Annotated in this window: 14 protein-coding genes; 7 read left to right on the forward strand and 7 right to left on the reverse strand. The window is 68.1% G+C overall.

Annotated elements, in window-relative coordinates:
- Positions 1 to 7: 7 nt before the first annotated feature.
- Complete coding sequence (locus tag DTA15_RS09610) at positions 8 to 349, forward strand: beta-mannosidase (protein WP_227743143.1); 342 nt, start codon at positions 8 to 10, stop codon at positions 347 to 349.
- Here the strand turns inward: DTA15_RS09610 and DTA15_RS39000 are convergent.
- Entirely contained in the window at positions 303 to 437 is a 135-nt protein-coding gene (locus tag DTA15_RS39000) for a hypothetical protein (protein ID WP_006767081.1), read from the reverse strand. The genes DTA15_RS09610 and DTA15_RS39000 overlap by 47 nt on opposite strands.
- A gap of 412 nt (positions 438 to 849) precedes the next feature.
- Here DTA15_RS39000 and DTA15_RS09620 point away from each other — a divergent pair, with 412 nt between their 5' ends.
- Positions 850 to 1326: a hypothetical protein gene (locus tag DTA15_RS09620; RefSeq protein ID WP_006485202.1), complete on the forward strand. Its 477-nt coding sequence runs from the start codon at positions 850 to 852 to the stop codon at positions 1324 to 1326.
- Between the two features lie 72 nt (positions 1327 to 1398).
- Positions 1399 to 2208 carry an alpha/beta fold hydrolase gene (locus tag DTA15_RS09625; RefSeq protein ID WP_006485207.1) on the forward strand — a complete coding sequence of 270 codons (810 nt, stop codon included), beginning with the start codon at positions 1399 to 1401 and terminating at the stop codon, positions 2206 to 2208.
- Between the two features lie 46 nt (positions 2209 to 2254).
- Here DTA15_RS09625 and DTA15_RS09630 read toward each other — a convergent pair whose 3' ends face one another.
- Genes DTA15_RS09630 through DTA15_RS09640 form a run of 3 tightly spaced genes read right to left on the reverse strand, consistent with a single transcriptional unit; the run spans position 2255 to position 6341 of the window.
- Positions 2255 to 4243, reverse strand: coding sequence for a DUF4034 domain-containing protein (locus DTA15_RS09630; RefSeq protein WP_227743137.1), 1989 nt, complete (start codon positions 4241 to 4243; stop codon positions 2255 to 2257).
- 14 nt (positions 4244 to 4257) lie between these two features.
- Entirely contained in the window at positions 4258 to 5040 is a 783-nt protein-coding gene (locus DTA15_RS09635) for a DUF1266 domain-containing protein (RefSeq protein WP_006485199.1), read from the reverse strand.
- Positions 5034 to 6341, reverse strand: coding sequence for a hypothetical protein (locus DTA15_RS09640; RefSeq protein ID WP_006485195.1), 1308 nt, complete (start codon positions 6339 to 6341; stop codon positions 5034 to 5036). The genes DTA15_RS09635 and DTA15_RS09640 overlap by 7 nt, the downstream gene beginning before the upstream one ends.
- A gap of 611 nt (positions 6342 to 6952) precedes the next feature.
- Here DTA15_RS09640 and ampC point away from each other — a divergent pair.
- A complete protein-coding gene (gene ampC / locus DTA15_RS09645; RefSeq protein ID WP_006485212.1) occupies positions 6953 to 8122 on the forward strand; it encodes a class C beta-lactamase in 1170 nt (389 codons plus the stop codon).
- A gap of 91 nt (positions 8123 to 8213) precedes the next feature.
- Entirely contained in the window at positions 8214 to 8876 is a 663-nt protein-coding gene (locus DTA15_RS09650) for an ankyrin repeat domain-containing protein (protein ID WP_006485182.1), read from the forward strand.
- A 207-nt stretch (positions 8877 to 9083) separates the two neighbouring features.
- Here the strand turns inward: DTA15_RS09650 and DTA15_RS09655 are convergent, their stop codons facing one another.
- A complete protein-coding gene (locus DTA15_RS09655; RefSeq protein ID WP_006485188.1) occupies positions 9084 to 9428 on the reverse strand; it encodes a DUF4148 domain-containing protein in 345 nt (114 codons plus the stop codon).
- Between the two features lie 330 nt (positions 9429 to 9758).
- Here DTA15_RS09655 and DTA15_RS09660 point away from each other — a divergent pair, with 330 nt between their 5' ends.
- Both DTA15_RS09660 and DTA15_RS09665 read left to right on the forward strand, forming a co-directional pair.
- Entirely contained in the window at positions 9759 to 10778 is a 1020-nt protein-coding gene (locus DTA15_RS09660) for an aldo/keto reductase (RefSeq protein WP_006485206.1), read from the forward strand.
- Between the two features lie 17 nt (positions 10779 to 10795).
- Entirely contained in the window at positions 10796 to 11212 is a 417-nt protein-coding gene (locus DTA15_RS09665; protein WP_006491822.1) for an SRPBCC family protein, read from the forward strand.
- A gap of 224 nt (positions 11213 to 11436) precedes the next feature.
- Here DTA15_RS09665 and DTA15_RS09670 read toward each other — a convergent pair whose 3' ends face one another.
- Entirely contained in the window at positions 11437 to 12348 is a 912-nt protein-coding gene (locus tag DTA15_RS09670) for a LysR family transcriptional regulator (RefSeq protein ID WP_006485193.1), read from the reverse strand.
- Between the two features lie 137 nt (positions 12349 to 12485).
- Complete coding sequence (locus tag DTA15_RS09675) at positions 12486 to 13268, reverse strand: ABC transporter substrate-binding protein (protein ID WP_006485210.1); 783 nt, start codon at positions 13266 to 13268, stop codon at positions 12486 to 12488.
- Between the last annotated feature and the right edge of the window lie 20 nt (positions 13269 to 13288).

The following is a 13288-nucleotide window of genomic DNA, read 5'->3' on the forward strand; positions in this document are numbered from 1 at the left end:
AGCTGCGCTGCGCGCATCCGCGGAGACGATGCCATCACGGAGGACAACTACAATCCTGCCGGCGTTCTGCAGCGACAACTGTCTGAACCTGATGCCGGGCGCGAAGCGGCAGATCACGATCGACCTGCCGCATGCGAACGGCGCCCCGATATCGCGCGTCGCGTTGCGGATCGACGGGTGGCGACTCGATCGGCCGAACTGCAGGCTCGGGCTCGGCGGTGTGCCGGTCGTGTTCAACGAGCGCACGCTGGCGGTCGACCAGGCGGTGGCGACGTTCGCGAGTGCCCGCGTCGCGACGTGCGTCAGGGACGCAGCAGATCGAACCCGCCGAAGACCACGACACCGCTGAGCACGATCATCGCGACGGAGTGCTGGCCGAAGTAGAGAATCGCGGCGGCAAGCCACGTCGTGATGCAGAAGGCGCCGATGCGGGCCATCGTGTGTTCCTCGAATGCGTGATGAAGCGAATGCATGCCGCACGGCGTTCGCCGCTCGCGTGGATGAGCGGGGGGACGCAGGGCAGACGAACGGAAAAGGCGACCCGGAAAGCCGCGATTGCGGCGTCGGCACAGGGTGCATGCCGCGTGCAACGGGGCGGAGAGTCGAAGCCGGCGGCCGTGGCGCGTTCGGGCCCGACGGAGGCGTTCGACGTGCGTATCCTGCCGGCGAAGCAGCGATTCTACCAGCGCCGCCCGCCTGCCAATCTGGCCCTTTCGCGGTCGATTGAAGTGCGCGCGGGGGCAATCCACCCGGCCCCGATATTCAAGTTTCGTGTGACGAATGCCGTAAACGAACTGGAAGGCGATTTTCGCCCTTGTCACTTCGTTTACCGACACACGGACCGACACGATGCAGATCGATTTCTCCACGACCGCGCGATCCCCGCTCGCGGACAGCGGCGTGACCGCGAACGCACCCGCCGCGACGTCGTCCAGCGGCGGCACGACGGATGCAGCGAGCACGACGGGCACGACCGGCGCCACGGGCGCGACCGACACGACCCGTACCACCGGCACGAAGGATTCGACCGGCGCCACCGGCGAAACGCTCGGCGCGGCGGGCGCATCGTCGGAAGACCCGGCGGTCGCGCAGTTGAAGGCGCTGATCGAGCGGCTGCAGAAGCAGCTCGCGACGCTGGAGCGGCAGATGGCCACCGCGGCGCAGCGCGCGAAGGACGACCCGGCCGCGGCCGTCGAACAGCAGTCGCTGAGCGCGGAAGCCAGCGCGATTTCGGCTGCGCTCGCGACGGCCATCTCGCAACTCGCGGCGGCGCTCGAAAAATCCGGCGGCTCGCCGTCGGGCGGGCTGGTGTCGACGCAGGCCTGAGCGCCCGCGGCGGCACGTCGGCCGCCCGCATTACAATCGCAAGCTCGTCTCCCTCTCGAGGACGGCTGAACGATGCATGCGGAACCCGACGACGAACTCGTTCGCTTCGACGCGCACGGCGGCACGCCGCTGCCGGCGGCCGACGCGGAAGGATGGATCGACCACGACGGCGCGCGCATGTGGCACGCGTCGTTCGGCCAGGGGCCGGCGGTCGTGCTGCTGCACGGCGGCCTCGGCCACGGCGGCAACTGGGGCAACCAGGTGCCGGCGCTGCTCGCGGCCGGCTACCGCGCGATCGTGATCGACAGCCGCGGGCACGGTCGCAGCACGCGCGACGACCGACCCTATTCGTACGAACGCATGGCATCGGACGTGCTGGCCGTGCTCGACGCGCTGCACGTCGACCGTGCACGCTTCGTCGGCTGGAGCGACGGCGCGTGCATCGCGCTCGTGCTGGCCGCCCGCGCACCGGAACGCGCGGCCGGCGTGTTCTTCTTCGCGTGCAACATGGATCCGGGCGGCACGAAGGAGATGGTGCCGAGCCCGCTGATCGACCACTGTTTCGCGCGGCATCGCAAGGACTATGCGCGACTGTCCGCGACACCGGACCAGTTCGATGCGTTCGTCGCGGCCGTCAGCGAAATGATGCGCACGCAACCCGATTACACCGCGCAGGACCTCGCGGCGATCGCCGTGCCGGTGGCGATCGTGCAGGGCGAGCACGACGAATTCATCCGGCCCGAGCATGCGGCGTACTTGGCACGCACGATCCCCGGCGCGACGCTGACGATCCTGCCCGGCGTGAGCCATTTCGCGCCGCTGCAGCGGCCCGAACGGTTCAACGCGGCGATGCTGGCGTTTCTCGAGCGGCTGCCGGGATGATGCACGCACGGCCCGCCGGCGAGCGGGCGCGTGCGTCGGCCCGGGTTCAGACCATCGCGTTGTCGGCGCCCGGAATTTCGTGCGCCTTGATCTGCTTGCGCTGCAGCTTGTAGCGCAGCTTCCCGAGCATGCCGTCCTCGTGGCTGACGCGCGTGATGTTCTGCACGTATTCGTCGTCCGGTGCGATGGCCTGCGCGCCCATGATCCATCGCACGCTTTCGCGATAGTCGTACAGCGACTTGTCGTTGATGTCCGCAAGGAAGAACGACAGCGCGGCCATCGCGGCAGGGTGACCGGCTTCGGCATGTCGGCGCAGTTCGTCGACGTAGCGATGGCGCGACGGATAATCCTCGATGTCGCCGATGAACATCAGCATGCACTCGAGGCCGTCCGTATGCCCCATCTCGTGCGCCTTGCGCGCGGCCTCGACGGCCTCGGCCTGCATGCGCACGCGTTCGGCACGGTCCGTGCTGGTCTGCCCGATGTGATGGTACGTGTAGCCGAGCCGGTACGCAGCCATGTTGCCGCCGGCCTCCATCGATTCGCGGAAGTAGTGGGCGGCGCGGTACGGGTCGGCCTCGACATGCGTGCCGTCCTTGTAGAAGCAGCCGAGCAAGTAGCCGCACGAATCGCCGCCCGCCTCGTAGCCGAGCTTGCAGATGGCGAGGGCATCGGCGGGGCGCCGGTTCTCATATTCGAACGCGGTGGCGATCTGGTTCCATGCGAGCGAGCCGGGCTCGTTCTCGCGCGCGGCTTCGAGCCAGGCGTCGCCGCGCGCGTCGTCCCGCGCGAAGCCGAACGTGCCGGTGCGATGCGCATAGCCGCGCAGGATCATCGCCGAGGTGCAGGCGCGCGCGTCCGACGCACGTTCGATCGCGCGGGGCAGCCAGTCGCCCTGTGGATCGAGGCCGAGCGCCAGCCGCAAGCCCATCGCCATCGCGCGGTTGTCGTCGATCGGCTCGTTGCGTTCGGCTTCCTGCAGCCGCGCGTAGGCTTGTTCGTACTCGCTGCGCTTGAAGTGGCTGTACGCGAGCCAGTGCAGCGTTTCCCACCGATGATACGGATGCAGCGCGGCCTGCGCACGCGCGAGCGTCGCGGTCATCGCGTGGCGTGCGTCGTCTTCGTCGTCATTCGCATCGAGCGTGTTGCCGGCGTAGTCGTCGCGCCAGATCTCGTGCAGCAGCCGGTCCTTTTCGACCGCATCGAGGTGCGCGCACGCGTCGGACGCGACGAACGCGCGGATGTGATCGTGCGAGCCGCCCCAGCGCGGCTGCATGTACCAGATGAACGTGCGCATCGGGAAGAACAGCTTCGGGTGGACGTGCAGCGTCGCCTCCATCCAGTACCACTTCTCCTTGCGCAGCTTCTTGCCCTGGACCGGGCCCGGCAACGCGTCCGGAAATGCCGGCGGGCAGGCGACCGGCACGTCGGGATTCAGCCCCGAACGCGCGAACATCTGCTGCAGTTCGGCGCGCGTGGCTTCGTCGTCGGCGCCGGCGTTCAGCTGCAGTTCGGTGACGGGCCAGCGGCGCTCGCGCACGAGCTGCGCGAGCCACTCGGGTTCGCCGAACGACGACACGCTCGTGAAGATCACCATCGGCGCGCTCCACATCGTCGGCGCGAGCGCCAGCGCGCGCAGCGCGGCGACGAGCGTCAGCGTCGCGCACGCATGCGCGCCGATCCAGCCGGCTTCGGTCACCGTTTCGGCCCAGCCGCCGCCGCGGTATTCGTAGGCCCAGTGGTGCCAGTAATGCGCTTCGCACAGCCACGCGTGCGCGGAGCGCGGGTTCGCGGCCTGCCACGCGCGCAGGCGCGCGAGGCCCTCGGCGCCGGCATCGAGGCACGGTTGCACGTCGGCCGGCAGCGCGTCGACGTACCGCCCTTCGGCGATGCGATCGTCGAAGCTCGCGGCGAGCGCGGCATCGAGTTGCGCGTCGAGCGCGGCGAACTCGCCCGCGCGCAGCAGCGCGTCGACGTCGCAAATGAACCAGCGGGATGTCGCGGGCGGAATCAGGTCGGCGGAGGCGGAGGACATGTCGGTATCGGCGGTCATGACGAAACGGGTTGAGGATCGAAGATGCGGTAGCGCTTCCACGGCAGCGAAAGCCAGTTTCCGGACGGATTGCGCAGGTACTCGCGCACTTCCTGCGTGGCGCGCGACGACGCGGGGCCGTCCTGGCCGCTGCCGCGCAGCCACTGCTGGCGCGCCCGCGCATACGCGAGTCCGAAGTCTTCCCAGCTGTCGAAGCTGTCCTGCGCGCGCTGGGCGTTGAGCAGCAGCACGACCCACGCGTGCTGTTCGGACGTCCAGCCGAGCAGCGCGATGCAGCGCACGAGAAATGCGGTGCGCGCGCAGTCGAACGCGAGTGCGTCGCGCACGCGCCCGACGGCGGCGAGTTGTTCGTAGAAGCCGTCGTGCGAGCGGCCGACGCCGCGGATCCAGCCCGCGAGGATCGACGGCACGCGCTGCACGATCTGCCACTCGGGCAGGTCGGCCGGCAGGTCGAGTTCGCGCCTGACCTGGCGCGCGAGCCGTTCGCGCTGCGAATCGGGCAGCGCATGGACGAGATCGTCGCAATCGCAGCGCAGCCCGTTGCGGATCAACAGGATGTCGGCCAGCGCGAGCGCCCAGCGACGGCGGTTCGGCGGCGCCTGCTCGGCCTGCGCATGCGCGAGACGAACGGCCGTGGTTTGCCGCACCGGCACCGCGCTGTCGGCGCCCGCGGCCTGGTCGGCGTCGACTTCGCGCACCATCCGCGCGGCGACCCGGAACGAGCGCCACACGTACCACACGAGCCACAGCGCGACCGCGCCGAGCAGCAGTTTCAGCATGACGGGCTCCCGTCCGCCGGCACGGGCAACGCGAACGCCGCGCACAGCGAGGGATCGATCGCGATGCCTTCGATTTCGAATGCGGTCGTGGCCGGTGGTGCATTCGGTGCGCGCGCGGCCGGCAGCGCATCGGCCGGCAATGCGTGGCGCGCGGACGCCGCGACGGCCGGATCGATCTGCCGCAGCTGGCCGAGCGCATAGGGCGCGTTGCGCAGCAGCAGCCATTGCAGCACGGCCGGCGGCTGCTCGAAATGCTCGATCAGGTGGAAGTTGTCGCTCATCACGCTCAGCAGATGGTCGGGCGAGCGCACGTCGGTGACGAAGGTCCAGGCGCCGGTGGCCGCGCCCGGCGCGTCCGGCTCGAACACGAGGCCCATGCCCTCGCAATCCGGATGGCGCTCGCCGCGCGGCGCGAGCGCGCGCAGGAACTGGCGGACGTCGTCGGCATAGCGGCGCACCGGATGACGATTCTGCTTGCCCTTGATCTGGTCGATGCGCAGGCCGTCGCCGCTGACCTGCAGGCTGATCGTCACGTGCGGCTGGTTGCCCGCGCCGCGCAGCGTGAACAGGCGCAGCCGGCCGTCCTGCGCGGCTTGCGCGTACTGCTCGCCGTAGCCGCCGCGCAACCGGCGGCGATCCGCGAACTGGCCGAGGCAGTGCTGCATGTAGTACGACTCGTACGCGAGCTCCTCGCGCAGCGCCGCATGGCTGCCGACGAATTCGAACACGATTCCGTTCGGCGTGCGCAGCACCTCGCGCAGCGCGAGGCCGCTGCTCGGCACCCAGCCCTTGTCGCGGCGCGCCTGCATCCGCTGGTGCTCGCGTTCCCACATGTCGAGCGCCATCGCGCAGGTGATGCGCTGCAGTTTCTGCGCGAGCCGCGTGCCGGCGCGCGAGCGCAGGAATTCGACCAGCACGCGTTCGCGGTCGATCAGCAGCATGTGCTCGGGATCGATGAAGTAGAGCGGCGCGGGCTCGGCGGCGGGTAGCGGCACAGCGTTGGCCGCCGGGCCGGGAGCGGCAGACGCCGCGGACGCCGGTTGCGCGCGGAACCGGCGCACGAGCCATTCGGGTGCCGGCCGGTCGGCGCCGGCGAGTGCGCGGTAATCGGCGAGCGAATCGAGCGGCTGCGCCTGCTCGAACGCACCGACGACCCAGCGGAAGAAATGGTTGCCGAGCCACGCACGGATCTCGGCGGGATCGTCGCGCTCGGTGCTGCGGCGGGCGATCGCCGCCTTGATGTCGGGTGCATTGACGACGTCGCGCGGCCGATAGGCCGACGCGGCCACGGTTTCGGTCACGGGCTGACTCTCCGGTCGGGCAGGGCGTGCGCGGGCGGTGCGCGCAGGACCCTGACGGTTCTTTTGGCTCAACGGCGAAACGGCGAACATGCGCGCGCAAGAACGCGCTGGCGTCGCGTATTCCGGTTCAGGTCGATCGGTGCGTGAACGTCACGCGAGCGCGCGGGAGCCGATGACGCGGGAGCGGGCGAGCGGGATAGGGCGATTCATGGATTCTCTCAGGTCGGATTTTATTTTTGGCTTTCGCGAGTCTACTTCGATCCGTGCGGATGAATCAATCACGCGGCTGGCCGGCGCCGCTGGATCTGACAAGACTTATCTCTTTTTCATCGATTTTCGACGCGGCGCCACCCGGCCGCCGGATTCGATACTGTTAAAACCGGCAGGTTTTCCCGGAAAACGGGTGAGTGGCCCGGCCATGACGGCGGCCTCGTTCCCGCCTTCCACTTATCTCATAAGTTTTTCTTTCGGCTCGCGCAACATATCGTCGATTGTTGGCGGCCGGGCGGTAGCGGATAGTCCTGCTTCGACAGGCCGGTCGCCACCTTTTTCGCGCGGCGCGGCCGGATCTGTTGTCCATGCAACCATCGGAAAGAGTAGGAACCGCCCCCATGCGATTCAATGCGACACGCTTCGCCGCGACCCTGCTGGTCGCCGCATGCGCGACCGCCACGGCCGGTCGCGCGGCCGCCGTCACGCAGGACGACCTCCGCGACACCGTCACGCGCCAGATCGCGCCGCTGATGAAGCAGTACGCGATTCCCGGCATGGCGATCGGCATCGTCGCCGACGGCAAGCCGTACGTGTTCGACTACGGTGTGATGTCCAAGCAAACCGGCAAGCCGGTGACCGGCGACACGCTGTTCGAGATCGGCTCGGTCAGCAAGACGCTGACCGCGACATTGGCGTCGGACGCGCAGGAGGGCGGCGAACTGTCGCTCGCGGACCCTGCAGGCAAATATCTGCCCGAGCTGCAGGGCAAGCCGTTCGGCGTCGTGACGCTGCTCCAGCTCGGCACGCACACGCCCGGCGGAACGCCCCTGCAGGTGCCGGACAGCATCCGCGACGACGCGGGCCTGATCCGCTATCTCGACGCGTGGCGGCCCGCGTATGCGCCGGGCACGCACCGCAAGTATTCGAACGTCGCGATCGGCATGCTCGGCTGGCTCACCGCGAAGGCGATGCACCAGGATTTCGCGACGCTGATGGAGCAGCGGCTCTTTCCCGCGATCGGGATGACGCATACGTACATCAACGTGCCCGCCGCGCGCATGGCCGACTATGCGCAGGGCTACACGAAGGACGGCAAGCCGGTGCGGATGACGGAAGGCATGCTGTGGCAACCGGCTTACGGCGTGCGGACCACGGCGGCCGACCTGCTGCGCTTCGTGCAGGCGAACATGGGGATGATCCACACCGCGCCGCGCTTGCAGCGCGCGATCGAACGCACGCACACCGGCTACTTCCGCGCGGGGCCGCTGACGCAGGACCTGATCTGGGAACAGTACCCGTACCCGGTCGCGCTGCCGACGCTGCTGGCGGGCAACGCGCCGAAGATGCTGTTCGATGCGGTGCCGGCCAGCGCGATCCAGCCGCCGCTCGCGCCGAACCCGGCGACCTGGATCAACAAGACGGGCTCGACCGGCGGTTTCAGCACGTACGTCGCGTTCGTTCCCGCGAAGCGGATCGGGATCGTGATGCTCGCGAACGGCAACGTGCCGATCGAGGAGCGCGTGAAGGCCGCCTACCGGATTCTCGGGTCGCTCGGCGACGCGCGGTAACGTTGTCGCGCCCGCCCGTCGGGAAATGCTTATGATGGGCGGGCAATCCGGTGGTCGGTGGGCGAGACGCCGGGCGACGGAGGACAGCCGATTGAGCATCGCATGGGACGGAATCACGGGCGCGGACGTGCTCGACGACGCGCAGCTGGCGAGCCGGCATGCGCTGGCCGACGCGGCGCGCGATGGCGCATGGGCGACGCTGCTCGCGCGTATCGCGCAACAGCCCGCGCTCGTCAACGCGACGCGGCCGGGCGGCACGTCGCTTGATGCGCCGCTGCATCAGGCCGCGTATGGCGGCGCGCCGCAGGAGGTCGTCGCCGAACTGCTGCGGCTCGGTGCATCGCGCATGCTGCGCGATGCGCGCCGCGAGCGCGCGGTCGATATCGCCGCGCGGTGCGGACATCGGCATCTGGTCGAGCCGTTGACGCCGCAACCGCGACGCTTCGTGCCCGACGACACGCTGCGCGCCATTCAACGCCATTTCCACGACATGATCGTCGGCCGCATCGCACACCTGCGGGTTGACGCGCTGCGCTTGCCCGAACTCGAACCGCTGCTCGAATACGACGAGCAGGCCGACCGCATGTGGTTCGCGGTGCCCGGCATGTACGGCGGATTCGACTACGCGCTGCGCACGGACGGCGATGCCGCTGTGCTCATGTCCGCGAGCTGGAGCCGCGTGGTCGGCGGCTCGGGCCAGCGACACGAGATCACGGCCGACGGCTGCACGCTGGTCGAAGAAGGATTCGTCTGACGCGCCCCCTCGTTGCGCCGGGCAGTGTCGCGCGATGCATTCGCGCACGTCGTCAACCGTCTGCGTTCCTCCCTTTGTATTTCAAGCCTGACGGTGTGCTGCCCACGGCATTCCACCACGCACGACGCGCGGCCCGAATGCCTGTTCAGGCAATTCGGGCCAGCACTACGGACGGCATGGACGAGTGTCTGCGCGCGTTGAGGCGACTCAATGCCCGCGATAGATCGAGTCGCGGCCGTTGACCGACATCGCGCGGCCGGATTCGCCGGCCGTGCGGGTTTCGCTGCCGTAACCGGTCGCGTCCGCGGCCGGGGTGGCGTTCGGGGCGGATTGCGCGACGGCGTTTTCGCGCACACGCTGTTCGGCGGCGAGGATCGCGGCCGGATACTGGTTGTGATCCAGCGCCGGGGTATAGCCGACGGCCGCGAGGCGGGCCATCTCGGCCTTCACTTCGGCGCGGGTCAGCTGATGGTCGGCCTGCTGCGCGAACGACAGCGCCGCTGCGGCAAGGATCAGGACGGCAAGGGTGGAAGAAACGAGCGTTTTCATCATGGGTACCTGTGTGGTTGAGTGAGCCGCAACCAACGTCGACCACGTCGATGTCGTTGCGCGTGCAGCCAATATAGGTACGCCGACGCCCGGGAAAACGGCTGCCGGACCAAATCATTTTTGATTCTGAGTCACGAATCGAACGTGAATTCGGTCGGCAGCCTTGCCGGCCGGGCGTCTGGCCCGAGCAGCGGCTAGGGGCCGGTGATCGAAACAGGCCGCCAATCGGCCCATTAGACCTCGCGGGACTCAAGTGTGTCGAATTCCGTCTTGGACAGACTTAACCCGTCTCCCTAGACTGAACTCGCTTTCCTTTACTCCCTGGAGAAAATCATGAGTCTCAAAGACAAGCTGCCCGGCAACAAGATCCTCGGTTTCGGTACCGCCCCGCTCGGCAACATGTTCCGCGACATCCCCGACGCGGAAGCCGCGGCCACCGTCGAAGCCGCGTGGCAACACGGCATCCGCTATTTCGATTCGGCCCCGTTCTACGGCGCCGGCCTGGCGGAAATCCGCCTCGGCGACGCGCTCGCGAACCATCCGCGTGACGAGTACGTGCTGAGCACGAAGGTCGGCCGCGTGATCCTCGACGAAATCGAAGACGTGTCGGCGCGCGATCTCGGCGAAAAGGGCGGCCTGTTCGAACACGGCCGGCCGAACCGCATCGTCAACGACTACTCGGCCGACGCGACGCTGCGCTCGATCGAGGACAGCCTGAAGCGTCTGCGCACCGACCGCCTCGATATCGTGTGGGTGCACGACATCGCGCAGGACTTCTACGGCGACGAATGGCTCGCGCAATTCGAAGTGGCGCGCAAGGGCGCATTCCGCGTGCTGAGCAAGCTGCGCGAGGAAGGCGTGATCAAGGCGTGGGGCCTCGGCGTGAACCGCGTCGAACCGATCGAACTGGTGCTCGACCTCGCCGAACCGCAACCGGACGGCATGCTGCTGGCCGGCCGCTACACGCTGCTCGATCACGAGCGCGCGCTGCAACGCGTGATGCCGGCGGCGGCCGCGCAGAACGTCGGGATCGTCGTCGGCGGCCCGTACAGCTCGGGCGTGCTCGCGGGCGGCACGCACTTCGAATACCAGAAGGCGTCGCCGGAAATCCTCGCGAAGGTCGACCGGATCAAGGCGATCGCCGCGCGCTACGACGTGCCGATCAAGGCCGCCGCGCTGCAGTTCTCGATGTCGCATCCGGCGACCGTCGCGGTGATCCCGGGCGCGAGCCGTCCGGAGCGGATCGCGGAAGACCAGGCCGCGCTGAACGTGGCGATTCCGGCCGACTTCTGGCGCGAGATGCGTGAACAAGGCCTGATCGCGGCCAATGCGCCGCTGCCGACCGATCGTTGATCCTGAAAGGTGATGACATGGCACAGGCACATGCAAGTATCGAGATCGCGGCTTCGGCCGACACGGTCTGGCAACTGATCGGCGGCTTCGGGTCGCTGCCCGACTGGCTTTCGTACATTCCGGCCAGCGAGCTGAGCGAGGGCGGGCGCGTGCGGCGTCTCGCGAATCCGGCGGGCGATGCGATCGTCGAGCGGCTGGTCGCGTTCGACGAAGCGGAGCGCAGCTATACGTACGCGATCCTCGAAGCACCGTTCCCGGTCGTGAACTATCGCTCCACGCTGCGCGTGCGCGAGAACGGCCCGAACGCGTCGAAGGTCGAGTGGTCCGGCACGTTCACGCCGCACGGCGCGACCGACGACGAAACGATCCGGCTGTTCCGCGGCATCTACGAAGACGGCCTCGCGGAACTGGCGAAGCGCTTCGCGGTGGCCTGACGGCGACATGTCGCATCGTGTGACGGAGGCGGGACGCGATCGCCAGCCGCCAGCGCCTTCGTTGCGGGCTTCGGCCCGCTGCGAAGGCGTCGGCGCATCTGTTCGTGTGTGTCGATCAGAAGTCGTGCGCCGTGCAAAGAAGGTAAGGGTTGCGAAGCGATCGGTACACGCGCTGTTGACGTGTACGGCGCCGCAATGCAACGGCGCTCCGAGCACTCATGGATTCATTTTCCGACTGTCGCGACGACGTCCTCGCCGGTCAGGATCTCGCGGAAGATGCCGACCAGCGGCCGCAGGTTGACCTTGTGCCACGCGGCCCACAGTGGCGTGCGGTAGCTGAACCACGGCAATTCGCGCAGCACGACGCCTTCCGGCACCTGGTGCCGCAGGCTCTGCTGGATCATCGTCACGCCGAGCCCCGCGGCGACGAGGCCGAGTGCGGCGAGCGGCTCGGTCGCCTCCACCGAAATGTCCGGCGAGAAGCCGGCCTTCGCGCAGGCCGCGACGAATGCGCCGTGACGCGGCGCGCTGTCCTGCTGCGTGACGCCGATCCACGCCTGCGCGGCGAGATCGTCGGCGACGAGCTTTTTTTTCTTCGCGAGCGGATGCCCGTCGGGCATCGCGAGCAGCATCGGATCGTCCAGCACTTTCGTCGATTCGAGTTCGGGATCATCCGATGCGGGCGGCTCGGTGACGAGCGCGATGTCGAGGCTGCGCTCGCGCAAGCCTTCGAGTTGCGCGGCAGATTGATAGTTGTACAGAGCGATATGAACGGACGGGCGCTCGGCGCGCAGCGTTTTCAGCGCGCGCGGCAGCACGCCCGAGTGCGTGGCCGTTTCGAGGTAGCCGATGCACAGGCCGCCTTCGTCGCCCCGGCCGAGCCGGCGCGCGAGCGATTCGAGCCGGTTTGCGTGGCGCAGGAACGCGTGCGCTTCGCTGAGGAACGTGCGCCCGTCGCGCGTCAGACGGATGCGCTGCTGGCTGCGTTCAAACAGCGTGAGGCCCAGCTTTTCCTCGAGCTGGGCGATCTGGCGGCTGAGCGGCGATTGCGAGATGTGCAGGCGTTCGGCGGCACGGCCGACGTGTTCCTCTTCCGCGACCGCGATGAAGTACTGAAGCTGGCGGATGTCGAGCATGTCAGACCTTATGGGACTCAAGTTGTAAATATTATGTCTCAAATGGACTTATTCATGCAACCCGGACCGGATCCATCTGCCTGCCACGACGCGGCGCGCGCGAGCCTCACGAGCGGGGGCCGAGCCCGCCCGCGGCGTCAGTTCCCGTACATGTCGAAGTCGAAATACTTCGACTGGATCGCGTTGTACGTGCCGTCGCCGCGAATCTGCGCGATGGCGCGATTCAGTGCGTCACGCAGGTCGGTGTCGGCCTTGCGCACGCCGGCCGCATCGCCGTTACCCATGATCTTCGCGTCGTACACCACGCCGCCCGCGAACGAGAAGCCCTTGCCGCGCGGCGTCGCCAGGAACCCGAGCTGGCCCTGCACGGCATCCATCAGCACGCCGTCGACGCGCCCGGTGACGAGATCCGCATACGCCTGGTCGTAGCTCGGATACGGCACGACCTCGACCTTCGCGGCCGCCCACTTCTCGCGCGCATAGGTTTCCTGGACCGTGCCCTGTTCGACCGCGACGCGCTTGCCGGCGAGCTTCGCCGCGTCCGGCAGCAGCCCCGACCCGGTACGCGCGATCAGCCGCGTCTGGTTGCGGTACAGGCGGTCGGTGAAGTCGATCTGCTGGCGCCGCTGTTCGGTCGCGGCCATCGACGACAGGATCACGTCGAACTTGCGCGCCTGCAGCCCCGGAATCAGCCCGTCGAAGCTGCTCGACACCCACACGCATTTCGCATTCAGCTTCGCGCACAGCGCGTTGCCGAGGTCGATGTCGAAGCCCTTCACGCTGCCGTCGGTCGCGGTCGACTCGAACGGCGGGTAGGTCGGGTCGACACCGATGCGGATGGTCGTCCATTCCTTCGCCGACGCTAGCGACGCGACAGCCATCGCGGCGGCGGAAAGGAGAATCGTGAGGCGCGTCTTCATGGTCTGGCTCCGTTCGTGTG

It is taken from the genome of Burkholderia cenocepacia (genome assembly GCF_900446215.1).
In the GTDB taxonomy this organism is placed as follows: Bacteria; Pseudomonadota; Gammaproteobacteria; order Burkholderiales; family Burkholderiaceae; genus Burkholderia; species Burkholderia cenocepacia.